This window comes from Mesorhizobium sp. WSM4810, assembly GCF_055811235.1.
In genome coordinates this window covers 97,149-115,542 of sequence record NZ_JBVVQV010000015.1, presented here as the reverse complement: position 1 = coordinate 115,542, position 18,394 = coordinate 97,149, and the positions used below count along the sequence as shown (strand labels likewise).

Below are 18,394 nucleotides of genomic sequence, written 5' to 3'. Positions count from 1 at the left end.
TCTTTATGCGCGTCGATCGTCGCCGTCACGATGCGGTCTTGAGTGGAGGATTCTGCGCAAAAGCGACCGCGTCCGAAACCTTGGCCAATTCTGCGGCGATATCGGCGAGCTTTCGATCGGCGTCGACCTTGCGCCAGTTGGACGGGGTAGCCTTTCGCTGCAATTGCCGCGACAAGATATCGACTGTGGCGTCAGAAGGACCGCCACTGCGCTCGCTCACCCGCTGCCAAAGAACGAGCGGATCCGCCTCCAGCCAGAATCCGGCGAAAGCAACGTCTCTGCCGTTTGCAGCTTTCTCGATGCGGTTGCGATCGGCCGGCCGGTCAAAGACGGCATCGGCGACCACCGAACCGCCTTCGGCAATGATCAAGTCGGCGCGCCATGCCATTTCGCGGTAGACGCGGTCCGACACATCAGGTCGATAAGCCCTGTCCGGCAGCTTCGTCTCGGCTGGCACCCCATGCAGGGCTTTGCGGATGCGGTCGCTTTCGACAATGCGTGCGCCGGGCGGCGCGCCAACATGTGCGGCGAGTGCCTCGGCAACGGCCGTTTTGCCGGAACCGCTCAAGCCGCCGATGGCGATCAGCCGAGGAGGCTTTTCCTCGAGAAGTGTTCGGGCAAGCTCGAAATAGGATCTGGCCTCGGCAAGCAGCCCGCTGGAATCGTCACCGCTTTCCTCGATCTGGGTTGCGGTGACATGCGCGCGCACCGCGGCCCGCACTGCCATGAAAAACGGCAGGAGGATGAAGCCGTCCTCGTCGTCTGCTTCGTCGAGATAGCGGTTCATCACCAGGTTGGCGAGTTCCGGAAAGCTGCGATGCCAGAGGTCCATCAGCAGGAAAGCCAGGTCGTAAAGCACATCGATGCTGGCGATCTGGTCGTTGAATTCGATGCAATCGAAGAGGCGGGGCTCGCCGTCGAAGAGACAGATGTTGCGCAGATGCAGGTCGCCGTGGCATCGTCGGATCTTGCCTGCCGTCTCCCGCCGGTCGAGCAACTCGCAATGACGGGCGAGGGCGGTGCGAAACATCCCGGTGAATGCCTTTATCTCGGCTTGCTCGAAAACATGGCTGGTGGCAAAGCCGGCTTCGTTGATGGCGAGCACGCCTGCCAGGTTGCAGGATCCGCTCCCCTTGTGGACCTCCGGCGCGCCACGATGATAGCGCACGATCATGCGCGCGACATCCGTCATCAGCGCAGGCGTCAGTTCGCCACCGACTGCCATTCGGTCGAGCAGCTTCGACTGATCGAAGCGGACCATCTCGATCGCCACATCGACCAGTTTGCCGCTTCCGTCGAAGGCCAGCTCGCCGCCGGCCTCGCGGGTGACGCGCCGCACCCCCAGATAGAGGCCGGGGGCAGTCCTGGAGTTGAGATCGACCTCCTTCTCGCAAGCGGCGAGCCGCAGCGCTGGGGTCGAGAAGTCGACATAGGGCAGCTTGACCGCTCGCTTGATCTTGTAGGCGCGCTGGCCAACCAGGAATATCCGCGAGATATGGGTCTCGATCGCCTCGACCGGTCCGCTCTCGCCATATGCGGCAGGGTCCATCAACATCGCGGCCACGGATTGCTGATCCTCGACGATCATCGGATGCCTCTTTGTTTTGTACCCAACCTGGGGAAGCCAGCGAGCGTGGTCGCTGAAATTCCACGCCATCAGGCCCTTGCTGCCACAGCGCCTGGATATAACCAGCCAGGTCACGAATGCGTTCCGTGCTGCTGCTGCTCCGGTGTTCGGGGCGTATTCTTGGCGTCCTCCAGCGGCCTGAAACCTGTTGGCGTCGGCACGTGGGCATGTTGATACGGATCAAATGATGACCGGCGGCGTTCTTGACTCAGCGCTAGCAGCGCGCCGAGCCGTCTCGCTGTTGTTGCAACGACGATTGGGCTTTGGGGCAAAATCGGGAGCAGCCGCCATGGCTTTCAGGACGATACTTGCCGTTACGGGACCGCACGAGGGAGACGGTGATCTCAAACCTGCCGCCGACCTGTGCAACGAGATCGGCGCCCATCTTGCTGTTCTGGTCGTTGCCGTAGCTGCGCCGCCACCAGTCGGGGAGTATGCCGCGGTCGTTTCAGAAGCCTGGCTGGACGAGCGTCGGGCCGTCGAGGATCTGTTGAAGAAGCGGACTGCTGACCTGTCGGCTTTTCTCGCCGGCAGCGTGCTTTCGGCCGATGTCTCCAGCGAATATCCGGAAGCCGGCTGGGCCGACGACACCATCGGCCGCCGTGCCCGCTATGCCGACATTACGGTCATTGGACCGGAGCTGCTCGCCAACGAAACGCTGAAAAGCAAAGCGATCGAAGGCGCATTGTTTTCTTCGGGAAAGCCCTTGCTGCTCATCCCCGCGGGGGCGCAGCCGACCCTGAAGCCGAAACGCGTGCTGATTGCATGGGACGCCCGTCTGGAGGCATCGCGTGCCGTCCGCGAATCCCTCGGCCTGCTGCCAGGCGCCGATGAGGTGCACCTCGTTATGGTCGATCCGGTGGAGGACGAGTACCGCCACGGGGCCGAATCCGGAGCCGCCGCCGCCGCCTATCTCGCGCGGCATGGCGTGAATGTCACGGTCGACCGGCTGCCCAGCCTGGACCATTCAGTCGTCGACGTGCTTCGCCGGCACGCGCTCGACATCGCCGCCGATCTGATGGTGATGGGGGCTTACGGTCATTCCCGGTTGCGCGAGCGCATCTTCGGTGGCGTCACCGTCTCGATGCTTGAAGACCCGTCGATGCCGATCCTTATGGCGCGTTAGCCGCCGGCGCCCGTCATTGGCATCCCTTTTTAAGTCCCAAGGGACACTGTTGCCGCCCATCTAGCCGTCTCATCGGTATCGGCGGAGCCGCGAATCTGTGGTAAGCCGCCGCTCAACCAACCAAAGGACGACACCTGTGAGCGAACCGACCGTGGCCGAGGCGACCGAAAGTATCTATGCATCGCTGCGGGCGGACAATGCCGACATCGACGCGCATATCGCGACGCTTAAGGTGGCGATGACACGAGAAGGGATAAAACAGGCGGTGTTCGATCCGACCAGACTGGCGCAGAACAACCGTTCGGGCCGCAAGCTGATGCAGGCTTATTTTCGGCAGCGCGGCGTGAGCGTGAGGTTTTCGGCCTCGTAGGGCGCAGGCTGAGGCGCCACGGCCCGCCGGCAACCATTGTGGTCCAGGATCCGCCGGGGAGTTCAGGCAAGTCCGCTTTTGGCTTCTGTAGGCCGACATGCGGCTTCCGGCCCCGCCGACGTGAAAGTTCCTAGGAAATCGGCCGACAAATGGTCAATTCAATCACCTGCGCCGGCTGCCGAGCACATCGGCGACCGACTCGCCGCTTCTGGCCTTCGGATTTGACCGGCTATCGCATGAATCTGCTGCTTTGAGCGCTTCGGCGCGGTAAGCCTTGTCTAACGCTCCGATCCGTCGAACCGACGCGAAGAACCGTGGATAGTCGCCCGAACACAAATCGAACAAGCGGAGAAACGTCGCCACCTGATCGCCGTAGACGGAAGTCGCGGCGAGCTTCGCGTTGTTAATCGGAGAATCGAACCAGACATCGTATCCCTGGTATCCACGCCAGCGACTGTCGCGCATCTCTCGGTAGCGCATCCGCAGCCGTTCGATCGCGGCCATCTTCGCGGCCCGCTTCTGCTCAGAGGTAGCGCTGCCGTCATAGACATGGCTTAGCTCGTCCCGGGTCTGCGACACCAGCGCAAGAAATTGAGCTCTGCGCCTCCGGTCGGCTTTGTAACGGCGCAACTCGCCGGTATCACCAGCCGCGCGCAGCCATTTTCTCACGCCGGTTGTTTCGACGGCGACAGCGAATGCCTCGTTGAATGCGGAATCGTCCTTCACATAGACGCGTTGGTGGGCCAGCTCATGGAAAACTAGCCCCGCAAGATACGTTTCATCTTGGCTGAGCATCGTATTTAGCAGTGGGTCACTTGACCAGCCAAGCGTGGAATATGCAGTGATGCCCGTCACATAGACGTCCAGGCCCTGTCTCTGAAGTTCGACAGCGGTTTCAATCGCAGACCTTTTGGAGAAGTATCCTCGGTACGGAACGCATCCGAACACCGGAAAGCACCATGTTCGTGGCGTCAGCGAGAATTCCGGCGCGGCGAAGACGGCCCATGTCACCGCGTCCCGACCAACGTTAACATAGCTGCGGTAGCTATTGTTGTCCGGCAGCGCTAGTTCATCTATCGCAAACTGTCGGATGGCGCTCGCCGATTCCATTCGAGCGCGTAGTGTCCCAGGGATCGAAGGATCGTCGATCAGCTCTTCGACATCCTGGCGCGCCGCCATGATCTCCACGTGACCCTTCAAGGATTGTGCGTAGTAAGAAATGCTGGTGCAACCGGCCACGCCGGACATCACGATCGTCGCAGCAACCGAACGAAAAAATGCACGCATCACGGTTGCCCACGGCATTTGCTCACACGTCCGGATAGGGCAAACGTCGCAACTACGCCCGGTCCCAAACAGTGGCTCCAATTCGGTTGATATCCTGGGATGAGGGTTTAGGTTAGACGTTCGTCTTCGGCAAGGTTGTCACAATGTGATCATTCGCTGCCAAATTGCCGAATGTCCGCTATAAGCCGGACACGGCGGCATGCGAACTATCCGCCTAGGAGGTCTTTTTCTCCTGGAGCTTCCGGTCGCATCCGGCCCACCGCTGTTGGTCCGCAATGCGCCCAAGCTCGCCGTTGCGAAGATCTTCGCCGCGTCTTAAAAGCGGACGTCGTCGCGACGACGCTGAAGCTCGCCGGGCCATCCCTAACCCGAAGAGGCTCATCATGGGCTGGGTTCCACTCTGACATCTAATCTGTAGAAGGTACGGTTGGATCTATGCGCACCAGAGGACCAGGCGTTCAGACCCTTGGCGGCATCATCGCCTTGTCGATCCTCCGGTGGATGAAGGAGAGGAGCGACAACAGATCCTCTGCGTCTTCCTTCTTCATCTCCCAGTCTTTCCTAGGCGCATGAGCGGTAGGATTCCGGAAGGTGCCGTACGTCCCCTTCAGCAGGTTCACGAAGCCCTTCTGCTCGCTCTTCTCGCTCATAGTTTGAAACCCGTTGATGATGAGCATCGGGATGTCGCCGCCGAAGACGTGGTCGAACAGCACGTTCCCGTCGTCGATGAGGCCAGTCCGATTTCGGAGCTTCTCGACAACGCTCTTCACGGCCTCCTGGACTGCGTGGAAGTAGTTGTCCGCGATCAACTCGGCCCGGCAGAAATCGAGAACGTCAGGATGGGTGCCTCGCGACGCCAAGTCCTTCCTGAGTTCCGACGCTCGGCGTTCAGCTTCTGACAGCGTGGTCGCCGTTCCACCTTTGCCGAGCTTCCCGGACTCGTCGACGTACAACCCGGTGAAGGCCAGCGCACGATTGATATTCGCCCGCATCGGCTCGTACCGCTCTGGGAACCTGACGAACCGGGCAGGCTTGAGAGCCTTGCGGATGAAGGCAAGGATGTGGGTGTTGGTCTGCTCTCGGTTCTGGTACTCGACGAAGGCGTTGTAGATCCTGTCGCGCTTCGTGCCGGGACCGGGATTCTTCAGTTTCGCGCTCTCAAGCAGGAAGTCGATCTCGTTGTTCTTCAGACCCTCGTCAGTGTCGCCCAGCGCGTCCGCGATCGCTTCCAGATGCTCCTGCTTGAACTTCATCGTGCATCCCCCTTCACCGCTTTCTTCATCCTGGCTTTCGCTTCCTCCGGCGTCTTCCGCGCAACTCGCTCCCGATATGGATTAATACTCCCATCGAGCGCGTCGATCATGTTTCTCAGGGAAGAGACATCCGCCTCAAACTCTCCGAGGAAGCCCGTGCACAGGGAGCATGCCCAGAGCACAATTACCGGGTCGGGCACGTCCTTCAGCCTCTTCCACTCCCTCTCAAGCGCATTTTGCATCTCGCCGCTGGCCTCGGCCATGAAAAGTGACCGGAGCTGCTGCAGCCGTGCGTCGCGTTTCTCGCCCGCGAGATTGTGGGCGATCTCGTTGCGCACTGAGTTCACAGCGAGAATCAGGTCCCAGATTGAGTTATCGTCTTTCCGTAAACCGTAGGCGCGTACGACGTGAACTTTTTGTGAGAAGCTGAGGCGTGCTTCCTTGAAAACATGCTCTGGGTGGAAGAAGACTACGGTCAGGATGTTGTCTAGCGCGGTCTCAATGATCAGGTGACCTGTCAAGACTGCCTGAAGGAGCGGATCGATCTGCCCCATCTTCTCGTGAAAAAGTGCGGCGTACTTGTCGAGATGGCTGGCTTTCTTCTTCATGGCAACTCCCCTCCGGTCTTGCTTCGGTACCACGTTCTTACATCTTCGACCTCGACAGTTGCACGCGGACCCCAATGCCGTCCTGGATCTGTGATGCTTGTGCGCTGGACTCCTCGCGTATTCCCCCGCCGCGGGCTTAAACCTGTCAGCCTGTATAGCGAGGTTAAGGCCGCCCCGCGGGCTCGCACAGGGAGCAACGGTGGACAATCACGCTAACGTAGAAGGGCACTTTGAATTTGTCCCGGAACCGGTAGATTGACGATCAAAGCAAATGGGGGCGAGTATTGGCTTGGGATTCAGGACTTGATGAGGGGAGTGTTGCCTACGCGATCGCGTCAGCACCCGAACCTCGGGTGCGGGTGATCGCCGGTCCGGGAACCGGAAAATCATTCGCGATGAAGCGGCGTGTGGCGCGGCTGCTTGAGTCCGGGAGTGCTCCCAACGAGGTATTGGCAGTCACCTTCACGCGCGTGGCTGCAGAGGATCTACATCGCGAACTGCAGAAGCTGGACACGCCGGGCTGCGAGGAACTTCAGGGGCAGACGCTCCATAGCCTCGCGATGCGCATTCTCGCCCGGAAGCATGTGCTCGAGGCGGTTGGCCGCGCTCCACGCCCGCTGAATACCTTCGAGACGAAGGCAATGATCTGCGACCTAGCCGGCGAGAACGGCGGGAAGCGGGCAGTCAAGAGGATGATCCAGGATTACACGGCGGCGTGGGCGCAGAGCCAGGGGGATGAACCGGGCTTCGCGAAAACGAGTGAGGAAAAGCATTTCCAAGCCCAGCTGCTGGACTGGCTCGACTTTCACCAGGGCATGCTGATCGGTGAGCTGATCCCGTACCTGGTCCGCTACCTGAAAGATAACCCGGCCGGGGCGGAACGGAAGGAATTCCGACACCTCTTGATCGACGAATTCCAGGATCTCAACAAAGCCGAGCAGACGGCTCTCGCCTATCTCGGCGAGGCAGCGGAAATCTGTATCGTCGGTGACGACGACCAATCGATCTACAGCTTCAAGAACGCGCACCCCGATGGAATCCGGCAATGGAAGGATCTCCATCCCGAGTGCGCCGACCTCGAGATGGCCGATTGCCACCGGTGCCCGACAACGGTCGTCGGCATGGCGAATGCGCTCATCGCCGTGAACAAAAGCCGCCTGCCACGAGCGCTCAATCCGCTGCAGGATAAGGGGCCGGGGGAGGTAGTCATCGTCCAGGTCCCCTACCTTTGGAGCGAGGGGAAGTGGATCGCCAATAAGGTGTCGGAGTTGCTCGCGAGCGGCGTCCATCCGAGCGACATCATCATTCTTGTCCAGCGCGCCGTCGCGAGCCGTCCCATACTCGAGGCGCTGAAACAGGCGGGTGTTCCCGCCAAGTCCTACTACGAGGAAAGCCAGCTCGACTCCGAGGCGGCGCAAGAGCGGTTCGCGACCTTCAAGCTCCTACTCAACAATGAGGACCGAGTGGCGCTCCGGTATCTGCTAGGCGCCGGCGATGGCGATTTTCGCCGGAATGCTTACGCCCGGGTTCGTGCGCATTGCGAGGCGAGCGGAGACAGTCCATGGATCGCGATGCAAAAGCTCGCGGACGACGTGCTGAAGCTCTCCCACACAAAGCCGTTAGTGGAGCGGTTCAAGGCAATCCGGAACGAACTGGACACCTTGGACGTGCTAAAGGCGGACTTGCCCGCTTTTGTTGATGCGCTCTTCCCGGCCGGTGATGAGAACTTGTCGGAGTTGCGGGGGCTGGCAGTGGCACAACTGGAGGCGGCCGGGACGCCCGAGGGACTGCTCGGCGGCATGATGGAGGAAATCACGCAGCCCGATATCCCTCCCACCGTCCAGGAAGTGCGGTTGATGAGCCTTCACAAGAGCAAGGGTTTAAGCTCGCCCTTCGTTTTCATTGCGGGCTGTGTTGAGGGCATTCTGCCGGCGGCGCCCGATCCAGAGTGGCCGAAGGAGGTGAAGGACGCCGCCCTTGAGGAAGCGCGACGGCTTTTCTACGTGGGGATCACGCGCGTGAAATCCGACCTGGCGAACGGTCGGCCGGGAAATCTCTTCATCAGCTCCGCAGCAGATGACGATCAAGGACGCCTACGGCGCGAATGTAGCTTTCAAATCGAAGTACGGCCCCATGGCGAACCTCCTACCGAGCCGCTTCTTGAGTGATCTCGGACCGGCCGCGCCCAAGCCCACGACAGGAGGCGCGTGACCGAAATTGCCGACGCGAGAGGAACTGTACGCGAAGTTCGGGATCACGGCCGAAGCCGGTCAGCTATTCGAAACAGAGCTCGGAACGTTGCTTCTCTGCTCGCAAGGACTCGAGCATGGCTGGCACCTCGTGCCGAATGGCGAGAAAGCGCGCGCCTTTCTGGATGAGATCGACCGGAGCACGCTCGGGCGCCTATTAAATAGTTTCAAAGGTCCGATCCGCTTTGAAGGAGACCTTGCGGATAGGTTCGCGTCCGCTCTGAGAGCTCGAAATCGTCTGAACCATGGGTTTTACGAACGACACAACTTCAAGATCCAGACCGACGTGGGGCGGGACGCAATGATTGCCGATCTGGAAGCTATCCACGAAGAACTATTCCAAGCATGGCAGATCGCCAGCGCCATTACGTCACAAATATCGGAAATTATTCTACATGATGCATCTTCGCCGCAGCGAACATAATCGCCACTCGAAAGCAATACTATGAGAGCATCTAAAATAACGGCGATAGATTTCTTTGACGACCTGACCTCAAGTTACGCGCGCAAAAGGTTCTTCGGTGGGTTCAGCCTGCTGATAGTGTTCTGCCTGGTCCTCGTCGGCGTTGTTGAAGCATACGTCACATGGCCAATCACCAACGAGATCATCGTCTCCGTGCTGATCGAGATCGTGGCCGGGTCAGTGATCATCCTCGGGTTCTACGCTCTCTATGTCTACTTCATCGGAGCCAATACAGCCGTCAGAGAGGTGAACGTCACCCGTCCGCAGGATATCAGCGAGCGGATGATTGCGATGCCTAAGGACGTCCGGCATTACATGTTCTGGGGACGGTCGGGTTCGTTCTTCAGGGCTTATCCGCTGCTCCAGCTAGACAGGCAGGCCCGCGAGAACAAGCGCAACATCGTGGTCGACGTCCTCCTGCCCGATCCCGACGACGAGCGCCTCGTAAGGTCATACAGGGAGATCCTGAAGGCGCTTGGGGAGGAGCCGGGGGCCAACCCACTGCTTCCCAATGTCTTGGCGACCTGTATGGCCTGCGCAATCGTGTCGTCGAACAACAAGCACCTCGACATCAAGGTTCATCTGTCCCGCTTTCTGCCAGCGTTCCGGGTCGACCTTTCCGACAACGGCGCGATCCTCACGCAGGACGACAAGAAGAGGTCGGCCCTCTATTTCGGCTACGGCTCCGAGTTCTACGACATGTTCCGTAGTACGGTGACGAACGAGCGCGACGTTTCCCGAGAAGTGATCTGGGACAAGGAGCTGTTCGCGGACCTGACGCTGGAAGAGAGAAGTTGCGACGCGAAGACCCTAAGAGCGTTTGGCATCAACGTCGCCGACGTGGACGCGATTCAGCAGGAGGTGGCGCGCCTGATCACGGTCCGGCCCCACCGTTACGGATGAAGGAACTGGTCGAGGCCGCGCAGCGGGCCAGCAATTTCCGCTTGCATCCGCTCGGGTTCTTCTACCTCCAGGGTGCTGTCGTGGAGGGGAGGACGCGCCGCGTCCATGTCTGGCTATCCGACGGTCCGGACCGGCCGGAGAATGACCGTCACCAGCATTCGTTCGACATCGAATCCTTAGTGGTCGCCGGGCGCATGCGCAGCGAACTGTTCCGGTTCGAAGAGGAGGCGGACGGTCCCGAGGCGGAATACGCGGTTACCTACGATGCGCAGGAGTCGATCCTGACGCCATCAGGAAGAAGGGGACGGCTCCTCCCGATCGCGTCGTTCGAGACCGCTGCGGGCGCATCCTACCGGCTTGAGGCGGGCGTGATCCACCGGGTGGCTGTGATCGCAAGGCCCTGCATCACCGTCGTGAGGACACTCGAGCGGCGCGTTCCCATTTTCTCCTATGGACATGAAGACGAGGAGGCGTTCGATCGCCGGCTTTGTACGGAGGGCGAGGCCGAGCAAATACGGCGCTACCTCGTAGCGGAACGACTACAATGAAGTCGGAGGAATAACAGCCGCTTATTGATGACTTCAGCTCGAAAGATGTCCGTCGGTTCACGGCCCCAGATCGGCCACGGGAATTCATTCCCACTTTGGAAGCGGGTGGGCCGAGGTCTACTGCACCTATCGGGGAAAAGCAGAAAGACGGCTTATAGGCAGCCCGGACCGGGACGGCAACGTGACCGGTCGATCCTAGTTGGGCTTGTGCTGATCTATGCTTTTAGCAAGGATTCGGAGCGGATGAAGTTCGCACAGCAGGTCATTCAGACCATCGTGAATTTCGCGATCGGCGTGGTTGCGGGGATATTGGGCACGGGGGCAGCCTGATGGCCAAGAAGAGTCGCCCCAAGAACCAGCGTCCGGCCAGGACTACGACATCTCAGTTCATCTACAGTACGGCCCGCGGCTACCTTCAGTTCGTGGTGGTCGGTCATAACCACCAACCTTTCGGCACCGCTTACGAAATGAGCTTCCATCTTCCCAAGAGGATGCTGCTCGGGTTCGCGCTGGAGCTCTTCCTGAAAGCGTGGCTGCATCATTCCGGAACAACCGAAGGCGACCTGCGGGACATCTACGGCCATGATATCGAGGACCTGCATCAGGACGCGATTGCCAACGGTCTACCACAGACGCCTGACTTTGGCCGGTTGGTTCAGGAGCTCGGCTCCGACCACAAAGACTTCGGGTATCGCTACATGCACGATACCAGCCAGTACAATCCTATGGACTATGTCGCCGTCGTCACCATCCTGCAGGAGCTGGATCGCGTGGTTGATGAGCGGATAGGCGCAAGCGCAGCGTTTGGCTTGCAGCCGGGACACTGAACGGCGAAATTGAGGTCGTGACCTGAAGGCCGCTTTCCTTTGGCTGGAACTCCTAAGCAGACCGACAGCTCGCGGCCCCAAAATGACCATGAACGCCGAGATTTGGTGGAAAACGGAACATCTGATGTCGGCGCACCCTCTAGCAAATTTCCACCACATCCCAGAACTAACGATCGCTTCATCGGGATTGGCTGATAGCTTCGGCACGTCTTGGGATGACAGGACTGCGGGAGGATGCCCCCTTGAGAATGAGATATCTGCTAGCCGCCTCACTCGTTGTGGCAATCGTCCTGACGCTCAGATGGGAATGGCGGGAGCCCCATCACTTCGAGGATGAGGTCATGCGAGCCGCGCTGGCGGAGGAAGTTCGCCGGGACGACACCCGTTGCCCGCTCAGCAGCAAAGCTGTGGAGCAGGCTCGGCCATGGGTTCTTGCAGCCTGCGCGGCAGGCGGGCTCGGCTGGCATGAGGCAGCGGCGAAATATGGCGACGATGCAGCCAGAGTGTTCCTCGTCTATGGCGAGGATGCGGATTTCGTGGAGGTTTTCGACCGTCTCGGCCATCCGGTCGTGCCGGTGATTGCTTATTTCGTGAGGAATGGATCGTCGCAGTACTTGTTGCAGGAAACCGTCGGTCAGGGCCTCTCGAGCCTGTGGGACGACCGGCAGGTAGGATTCGGCCTCGCCGAGATTTCGCCGGAGCAATATGGGCTTATTGCCATTCACGAGCTCAAGGATCGCGGGCATGAGATGCTGTCGGAGTTCGAGATCGTTGACGGAACAGCAGTCCGCAGACAGTTCACCCGCACGCTGCTTGTTGCGAAGAACATAGTCCTGGGCGGCGTTTCCGATCTGGAAGGGGTGATCACCCGCGGCGAGCGGCTTCCGACCTGGGGCGAGATGGGTTGGGCGGCCTTCGATGCGGCAATCGTCGTCGGGGGGGTGGGCGCCGCAGCCAAGGCATTGCGCGTTGCGAAGGCACCGGTGGCCGCGGCTGGTCGCGGAACTGTGCGGATGGCACATCTGAGGGCTGCAGGCAAAGGCGCGTTCCAATCGCTTTCCGCCGTCGGTACCGCAGCCGGTGTCGCCGCCGTCGTCGCACTTCCCTATGTGGCGATCACGCGACCTCACCTTCTGACAGACGCGGCCGGTTGGATAGCCGAACAAGCAGGTCTCCCGGCCTGGCTCGGCGCCTTTGCGGCCTACCTTATACTCTGTCTTGTCCTGGCTTCTCTGCTGAGGATGGTTCTGGCGCCGCTGGCCTGGACGCTGCGAACGCTGAGCAAGATCGTTGGACGACTCGCCGGTGCCGGCGGTGTCCGATCCGCGGCAGCCTAAATCCCGCGCACAGCGCCAATGGCAGGTTACAAATGGTGGAATGTTAACGCTTTAGTCATTGAAGTCGCGATGTTGAATGCCTTCAGGTTTTAGGGGAGATTAAGCCGATGATAAAAGCGGATACTCCGTTCGCCCTTATGCTGGAGATGCACGCCGTGGTCTTAGGCGTTCCAGGGCTTATTCTGCTGGCATCAGCCGCAATCGTTGCATTGATACGCCCTTGGCGCTTTTCTTCATCGGTCGGCTTGGCTTGCAAACTGGCTTCAGGAGTTGGCATCATGGCTGCGGCAGTTGTGCTCGCACAGGGAGCATTTCTTCTCGGCTTTGGCACGCTGTTAGAGGATCCACGCTATCGTTCTCACTTCGTCTGTGAACCCTGCTTTTGAGTCCGCAAAGGGGCCGTCAACAGAACGGCCGCTTGTTGCGCCGCTTCCTGATAGCTGCCGGACTGCTTACGGCCCCGAGTGAAGTCATTCGACAACTATCGCCGATTGAACACGTTTGGCGCGAAGCAGACATAGTTTAGATGGCGCGGCCTCAGATTCTGCAAAATCGCGAGTGGTTTGGTATGCGTCTGCCAGCTCCATCGAGCGGCCTAGATGCTTTTCCATCTTTTCAGTGGGGATATCTGTGGGGCAGGCAGAATTCGGGATGCCTAACCCATTGTTTTTTCTGGTCGGAGTGGCAGGATTTGAACCTGCGACCCCATCGTCCCGAACGATGTGCGCTACCAGGCTGCGCTACACTCCGTGACCAGACCGCGGGCTTATAGCCGCCGTACTTCCTTCCTGCAAGCACCAATGGCAGCGCTTCTGTCGCATTTCTTGCCGTTTCGCTCTAACGTCATACAGGTTTCAGTTCCCTGCGGGATAAACACCGCTTAACGGCTCGTGTTATAGGCATGGCCACCTGCGTTGAAACCACTCTGAATCCAGCCGCTTGGAGTTGCTGTCTTGTCCCTGAAGATCGTTAGTGAAGCCCTTCCCAACACCTTCGAGTTTGAAACCACGGCGCTGATCAAGGCGTCCGGCTTTCGTGAGTATGATGCGCGCTGGTGGTTCGGCCATCCGGGCTCTGCCGAGCCGCCGGAGCTCAACCTGATCGGTGTCCAGGCGCTTGGCATGGGGCTCGGCACGCTGATCCGGCGCCTGGGCGCCGGGCCGGACATCGTGACCGGGCATGATTTCCGCTCCTATTCGCTGGCGATCAAGCTGGCGCTGGTTTCCGGGCTGATGGCCGCCGGCGCGCGGGTTAGGGATATCGGGCTGGCGCTGTCGCCGATGGCTTATTTCGCCCAGTTCGCGCTCGACACGCCGTCTGTCGCCATGGTCACCGCCTCGCATAACGAGAACGGCTGGAGCGGCGTCAAGATGGGGGCGGCGCGTCCGCTGACTTTCGGTCCGGAGGAAATGAGCGCATTGAAGACGATCGTGCTTGCCGGCGACTTCGACCTGGTCGGCGGCGGCTCATATGACTTCGTTGCGGATTTCCGCAAGATCTATCTCGACGACCTGACCCGCGACAAGCGCATAGCGAGAAAGCTCAAGGTGGTCGCCGCCTGTGGCAACGGCACTGCCGGCGCTTTTGCACCTGAAGCGCTGGAACGGATCGGCTGCGAGGTGATCCCGCTCGATGTCGAGCTCGATCATAGGTTTCCGAATTACAACCCCAATCCCGAAGACATGAAGATGCTGCACGCGATCCGCGACAAGGTGCTGGAGACAGGAGCAGATGTCGGGCTTGGCTTCGACGGCGATGGCGACCGCTGCGGCGTGGTCGACAATGAAGGCAACGAGATCTTCGCCGACAAGGTCGGCGTCATGCTCGCGCGCGACATTGCGCGCCTGCATCCAGGCTCGACCTTCGTCGTCGACGTCAAGTCGACCGGATTGTTCAATACCGACGCCGCGCTGCGCGCCGATGGAGCCGTCACCGATTATTGGAAGACCGGCCACTCCTACATAAAGCGGCGCGTCGCCGAGCTTGGCGCTATCGCCGGTTTCGAGAAATCCGGTCATTTCTTCTTCAACCCGCCGATCGGGCGCGGCTATGACGATGGTCTGATCACAGCCATCGCCATCTGCGAGATGCTGGGTCGCAGCCCCAAAAGCAGCATGGCCGATCTCTATCGCGACCTGCCGCTGACCTTCGGCACGCCGACCATGTCGCCGCACTGCGCCGACGAGCTGAAATATGGCGTGGTCGAGCGGGTCGTTTCCGACTTTCAGACCATGAAGCATGACGGCGCCATCTTCGCCGGCCAGAAGATCGCCGAGCTGATCACCGTCAATGGCGTTCGCGTCGTTGCCGAGGACGGCACTTGGGGCCTGGTGCGGGCGTCGTCGAACAAGCCGGAGCTTGTCGTCGTGGTGGAGAGCCCGGTATCGTCGGAGCGGCGCCGGCAGATGTTCGAAGCCGTTGATGCGGTGCTGCGCCGCAGCCCTGAGGTCGGCGCCTACAACCAGACGTTTTAAGTTCTCTGGCTAAGGTCTCTGGTCGGCGGCGCCGGTGAGCCTCAATAGGGGCTCGCGACGTCGCCGGTCTCGACATAGACCGACTTCAACTGGGAATAGAGTGCCAACGCGGCAAGTGAGTTTTCTCGCCCGATTCCCGACTGCTTGAAGCCGCCGAAGGGAATTTCGACGGGCGTCAGGTTGTAGGCGTTGATCCAGCAGGTGCCGGCCTGCAGCTCGGCGATGACGCGGTGGGCGCGCGGCAGATCGCGCGTGAACACGCCGGCGGCAAGGCCGAATTCGGTATCGTTGGCGCGGTCGATCACCTCGTCCTCACCGTCGAATTTCAGCACGCTCATGACAGGCCCGAAAATCTCCTCGCGCGCGATGCGCATCGTGTCGGTGACGCCGGTGAAGACCGTCGGCTCGACGAAGAAGCCGCCCTGGAAACCTTGCAGCGAAGGTACATTGCCGCCGCAGGCGAGCACAGCGCCATCCTGCTTGCCGGTCTCGATATAGCCGATGACCTTTTCATGCTGGGCCTTGGAGACCAGCGGCCCCATCTGCGTTTCCTGGTCGAGCGGATCACCGACACGGATCTTCTTGGTCCGCTCGACCAGCCGTTCGACGAAACGGTCGTGGATGCTCTTCTGCACGAACACCCGCGTGCCGTTGGAGCAGATCTGGCCGGTCGAATAGAAATTGCCGAGCATGGCCCCGCCAATGGCATTTTCGAGATCGGCATCGTCGAAGACGATCAGCGGCGACTTGCCGCCAAGTTCCATGGTGGCGTGCTTCATCTTCGAGCCGGCGAGCGACAGAACCTTGCGGCCGGTCGGCACCGAGCCGGTCACCGAAACCTTGGCAACGACATCGTGCCCGACGAGGCCGGCGCCGACATCGCCATAGCCTTGCACGACGTTGAACAGGCCGTCGGGCAGGCCGGCCTCGGTGTAGATTTCGGCGAGCGCCAGCGCCGACAGCGGCGTGTTCTCGGACGGCTTGAACACCATGGCGTTGCCCATGGCGAGTGCCGGCGCCGATTTCCAGCCGGCGATCTGGATCGGATAGTTCCAGGCGCCGATGCCGACGCAGACGCCCAGCGCCTCGCGCCTTGTATAGGCAAAGGCGCCGCCGAGATCGACGGACTCGCCATTATAGGCAGCGACCGCGCCGCCGAAATATTCGAGGCAGTCGGCTGCCGATGGCGCGTCCGCCACCAGCGTCTCCTGGATTGGCTTGCCGGTATCCAGCGTCTCGATGCGCGCCAGGTCGGCGTTGCGCACGCGCAATATGTCGGCGGCGCGGCGCAGGATGCGCCCGCGCTCGACCGGCTTCAGCCGCGCCCAGGCCGGTTGTGCTGCACGCGCTGCTTCGATCGCCAGTTCAAGCACGTTCGGCGTCGCCGAACGCAGCATCGCGATGGTCTCGCCGGTTGCCGGATAGATGACCGGCAGCGGCGCACCTTGCTCATCGTCGATGTAGCGTCCGTTGACATAGTGCGATGCCTTTGGCTGGGCGCGCATGGGATCTTCTCCAAATTGTCTTTCGACGGGCCCGGCGGGCAGACACCGCCGGATCATCGCTTATCGCATCGGCCCGAAAATCGGAATCGATTTTCGGAAAGCACGATGCGAGGACTAAAAAAGCGATAGAGCGCATGTGCGTCCGAATGGACCCACGTCGTTCTATCGATCCGACACCTGCCAGCGCGGATTGATCCATGGTTCCTGGTTGGACGGCGCCAGCGGCGTGCGGCCGAGAATGTGATCGGCGGCCTTTTCGCCGGTCATGATCGACGGCGCGTTCAGATTGCCGTTGGTGACGCGCGGGAAGATCGAAGAATCGGCGATCCGCAGCCCGTCGACGCCGATGACACGGCATTCCGGATCGACGACGCTCATCGCATCATCCTTGCGGCCCATCTTGCAAGTGCCGCAGGGGTGGTAGGCGCTTTCGGCGTGATCGCGGATGAAGGCATCGAGATCGTCGTCCGACTGCACCTGCGAGCCCGGCGAGATCTCCTTGCCGCGATAGGGGTCGAAGGCCGACTGGCCGAAGATCTCGCGCGTCAGCCGGATGCAGTGGCGGAACTCGATCCAGTCGTCCGGATGCGACATGTAGTTGAAGCGGATCACCGGCTTCGATCCGGGATCAGGCGAGCGCAGCGTGACCGAACCGCGCGACTTCGATCGCATCGGCCCGACATGCGCCTGGAAACCGTGCGCTTTCGCCGCCGCCTTGCCGTCATAGCGAACCGCCGCCGGGATGAAGTGATACTGGATGTCGGGATAGTCGACGCCGGCGCGCGAGCGCACGAAGGCGGCCGCCTCGAAATGGTTGGTTGCACCAAGGCCCGACTTGAAGAACAGCCATTGCGCGCCGATCAGCGCCTTGGAGAACGGGTTCAGCACCGAATTCAGCGTGATCGGCTGCGTCGATTCCTGCTGGATGTAGAGCTCCATATGGTCCTGCAGGTTGCGGCCGACGCCGGGCCGGTCGGCGACCACCGGAATGCCGTATTCCCTGAGATGTTGGGCCGGGCCGATGCCGGACAGCATCAGGATCTTGGGCGAATTGATCGAGGACGCGGCAACGATCACTTCACGTCGTGCCTTGATCACCTGAATCCGTCTGCGCACTTCGATCTCGACACCGGTGGCACGTTGATTCTCGATGATCACCCGTCGGGCGAAGCCCTTGACCAGGCTTACATTTTTCCGCCTCAGCGCCGGCCTGAGATAGGCACTCGCCGCCGACCAGCGGCGGCCGCCGCGAATGGTCTGCTCCATTGGCCCAAAGCCTTCCTGCTTCGCGCCGTTGTAGTCGTCGGTCAGTTCGAAGCCGGCCTGACGGCCTGCCTCGACAAAGGCGCCGTAGAGCGGATTCGTCCTTGAGCCGCGCTGCACGGTCAGCGGGCCGCCATGGCCGCGCCAGCCATTCTCGCCGCCGTTGGCGTCCTCCATGCGCTTGAAGTAGGGGAGCACGTCGGCAAACCCCCAGCCAGCCGCGCCCTGTTCCGCCCAATGGTCGAAATCGCGGGCGTGACCGCGTACATAGACCATGCCGTTGATCGAGGACGAGCCGCCGATGACCTTGCCGCGCGGCGTCGCCAGCACACGGCCGCCGAGATGCGGCTCCGGCTCGCTGGCAAAACCCCAGTCGTAGAGGCTCATATTGAGCGGGATCGACAGCGCCGACGGCATCTGGATCAGCGGCCCGATGTCGCTGCCGCCAAATTCGATGACGATCACCGAATATTTGCCATCCTCCGACAGCCGGTAGGCCATGGCCGAGCCGGCCGAGCCGGCGCCGATGATGACGAAATCCGCCTCAAGCATGG

At 60.8% G+C, this 18,394-nt stretch carries 16 protein-coding genes and 1 tRNA gene; 10 read left to right on the top strand and 7 right to left on the bottom strand.

Translation table 11 applies throughout. From position 1 onward, the window contains the following. Positions 1 to 25: 25 nt before the first annotated feature. Positions 26 to 1,588, bottom strand: coding sequence for a bifunctional aminoglycoside phosphotransferase/ATP-binding protein (locus AC0L3O_RS21500; protein WP_473616538.1), 1,563 nt, complete (start codon positions 1,586 to 1,588; stop codon positions 26 to 28). Positions 1,589 to 1,916: 328 nt separating this feature from the next. Between AC0L3O_RS21500 and AC0L3O_RS21495 the strand changes: the two genes are divergently transcribed. Both AC0L3O_RS21495 and AC0L3O_RS21490 read left to right on the top strand, forming a co-directional pair. Continuing rightward, entirely contained in the window at positions 1,917 to 2,753 is an 837-nt protein-coding gene (locus AC0L3O_RS21495; RefSeq protein WP_473535205.1) for a universal stress protein, read from the top strand. Positions 2,754 to 2,889: 136 nt separating this feature from the next. After that, positions 2,890 to 3,123 carry a hypothetical protein gene (locus tag AC0L3O_RS21490; RefSeq protein ID WP_128172638.1) on the top strand — a complete coding sequence of 78 codons (234 nt, stop codon included), beginning with the start codon at positions 2,890 to 2,892 and terminating at the stop codon, positions 3,121 to 3,123. Between the two features lie 162 nt (positions 3,124 to 3,285). On the opposite strand, the gene AC0L3O_RS21485 is transcribed toward AC0L3O_RS21490, so the two are convergent. From AC0L3O_RS21485 to AC0L3O_RS21475, 3 genes are all read right to left on the bottom strand, one after another. Next, a complete protein-coding gene (locus AC0L3O_RS21485; protein WP_473535206.1) occupies positions 3,286 to 4,410 on the bottom strand; it encodes an aminopeptidase in 1,125 nt (374 codons plus the stop codon). Between the two features lie 458 nt (positions 4,411 to 4,868). Then, positions 4,869 to 5,663 carry a TIGR02391 family protein gene (locus AC0L3O_RS21480; protein ID WP_473616537.1) on the bottom strand — a complete coding sequence of 265 codons (795 nt, stop codon included), beginning with the start codon at positions 5,661 to 5,663 and terminating at the stop codon, positions 4,869 to 4,871. Beyond that, positions 5,660 to 6,271: a hypothetical protein gene (locus AC0L3O_RS21475; RefSeq protein WP_473535208.1), complete on the bottom strand. Its 612-nt coding sequence runs from the start codon at positions 6,269 to 6,271 to the stop codon at positions 5,660 to 5,662. Before AC0L3O_RS21475 ends, AC0L3O_RS21480 begins: the two co-directional genes overlap by 4 nt. Positions 6,272 to 6,555: 284 nt before the next feature. On the opposite strand from AC0L3O_RS21475, the gene AC0L3O_RS21470 reads away from it, so the two are divergent. The 7 genes from AC0L3O_RS21470 to AC0L3O_RS21440 all read left to right on the top strand — a co-directional run bounded on the left by AC0L3O_RS21470 (position 6,556) and on the right by AC0L3O_RS21440 (position 12,984). Further along, positions 6,556 to 8,439: an ATP-dependent helicase gene (locus AC0L3O_RS21470; RefSeq protein WP_473616536.1), complete on the top strand. Its 1,884-nt coding sequence runs from the start codon at positions 6,556 to 6,558 to the stop codon at positions 8,437 to 8,439. 49 nt (positions 8,440 to 8,488) lie between these two features. Further along, positions 8,489 to 8,944: a hypothetical protein gene (locus tag AC0L3O_RS21465; RefSeq protein ID WP_473535210.1), complete on the top strand. Its 456-nt coding sequence runs from the start codon at positions 8,489 to 8,491 to the stop codon at positions 8,942 to 8,944. A 21-nt stretch (positions 8,945 to 8,965) separates the two neighbouring features. Continuing rightward, on the top strand, positions 8,966 to 9,886 hold the full coding sequence (locus AC0L3O_RS21460; RefSeq protein ID WP_473616535.1) for a hypothetical protein: 921 nt from the start codon (positions 8,966 to 8,968) through the stop codon (positions 9,884 to 9,886). Further along, positions 9,883 to 10,434: a hypothetical protein gene (locus AC0L3O_RS21455; protein WP_473616534.1), complete on the top strand. Its 552-nt coding sequence runs from the start codon at positions 9,883 to 9,885 to the stop codon at positions 10,432 to 10,434. The genes AC0L3O_RS21460 and AC0L3O_RS21455 overlap by 4 nt, the downstream gene beginning before the upstream one ends. 329 nt (positions 10,435 to 10,763) lie before the next feature. Next, the gene (locus AC0L3O_RS21450; protein WP_473535212.1) at positions 10,764 to 11,261 is read left to right on the top strand and encodes a hypothetical protein; all 498 of its coding nucleotides are present in this window, start codon (positions 10,764 to 10,766) and stop codon (positions 11,259 to 11,261) included. A gap of 248 nt (positions 11,262 to 11,509) precedes the next feature. Then, positions 11,510 to 12,598 carry a hypothetical protein gene (locus tag AC0L3O_RS21445; protein ID WP_473535213.1) on the top strand — a complete coding sequence of 363 codons (1,089 nt, stop codon included), beginning with the start codon at positions 11,510 to 11,512 and terminating at the stop codon, positions 12,596 to 12,598. Between the two features lie 107 nt (positions 12,599 to 12,705). Continuing rightward, a complete protein-coding gene (locus AC0L3O_RS21440; protein WP_287345141.1) occupies positions 12,706 to 12,984 on the top strand; it encodes a hypothetical protein in 279 nt (92 codons plus the stop codon). A gap of 287 nt (positions 12,985 to 13,271) precedes the next feature. Here AC0L3O_RS21440 and AC0L3O_RS21435 read toward each other — a convergent pair. Next, positions 13,272 to 13,348 (bottom strand) — tRNA-Pro (locus AC0L3O_RS21435). Positions 13,349 to 13,551: 203 nt separating this feature from the next. Between AC0L3O_RS21435 and AC0L3O_RS21430 the strand changes: the two genes are divergently transcribed. Further along, positions 13,552 to 15,072 (top strand): phosphomannomutase/phosphoglucomutase, encoded by a 1,521-nt coding sequence (locus AC0L3O_RS21430; protein ID WP_473616533.1) that lies wholly within the window; start codon positions 13,552 to 13,554, stop codon positions 15,070 to 15,072. Between the two features lie 41 nt (positions 15,073 to 15,113). Here AC0L3O_RS21430 and betB read toward each other — a convergent pair whose 3' ends face one another. Next, entirely contained in the window at positions 15,114 to 16,577 is a 1,464-nt protein-coding gene (gene betB / locus AC0L3O_RS21425; protein WP_473535215.1) for a betaine-aldehyde dehydrogenase, read from the bottom strand. A gap of 162 nt (positions 16,578 to 16,739) precedes the next feature. After that, complete coding sequence (gene betA / locus AC0L3O_RS21420) at positions 16,740 to 18,392, bottom strand: choline dehydrogenase (protein WP_473535216.1); 1,653 nt, start codon at positions 18,390 to 18,392, stop codon at positions 16,740 to 16,742. Positions 18,393 to 18,394: the final 2 nt, after the last annotated feature.

Bases quoted from the DNA above. Each gene is read 5' to 3' on its own strand.
- AC0L3O_RS21495 (WP_473535205.1), top strand. From the start codon at position 1,917: ATGGCTTTCAGGACGATACTTGCCGTTACGGGACCGCACGAGGGAGAC.
- AC0L3O_RS21450 (WP_473535212.1), top strand. From the start codon at position 10,764: ATGGCCAAGAAGAGTCGCCCCAAGAACCAGCGTCCGGCCAGGACTACG.
- AC0L3O_RS21500 (WP_473616538.1), bottom strand. From the start codon at position 1,588: ATGATCGTCGAGGATCAGCAATCCGTGGCCGCGATGTTGATGGACCCT.
- AC0L3O_RS21460 (WP_473616535.1), top strand. From the start codon at position 8,966: ATGAGAGCATCTAAAATAACGGCGATAGATTTCTTTGACGACCTGACC.
- AC0L3O_RS21475 (WP_473535208.1), bottom strand. From the start codon at position 6,271: ATGAAGAAGAAAGCCAGCCATCTCGACAAGTACGCCGCACTTTTTCAC.
- AC0L3O_RS21485 (WP_473535206.1), bottom strand. From the start codon at position 4,410: ATGCGTGCATTTTTTCGTTCGGTTGCTGCGACGATCGTGATGTCCGGC.
- AC0L3O_RS21440 (WP_287345141.1), top strand. From the start codon at position 12,706: ATGATAAAAGCGGATACTCCGTTCGCCCTTATGCTGGAGATGCACGCC.
- betA (WP_473535216.1), bottom strand. From the start codon at position 18,392: ATGCTTGAGGCGGATTTCGTCATCATCGGCGCCGGCTCGGCCGGCTCG.
- AC0L3O_RS21455 (WP_473616534.1), top strand. From the start codon at position 9,883: ATGAAGGAACTGGTCGAGGCCGCGCAGCGGGCCAGCAATTTCCGCTTG.
- betB (WP_473535215.1), bottom strand. From the start codon at position 16,577: ATGCGCGCCCAGCCAAAGGCATCGCACTATGTCAACGGACGCTACATC.
- AC0L3O_RS21480 (WP_473616537.1), bottom strand. From the start codon at position 5,663: ATGAAGTTCAAGCAGGAGCATCTGGAAGCGATCGCGGACGCGCTGGGC.
- AC0L3O_RS21445 (WP_473535213.1), top strand. From the start codon at position 11,510: ATGAGATATCTGCTAGCCGCCTCACTCGTTGTGGCAATCGTCCTGACG.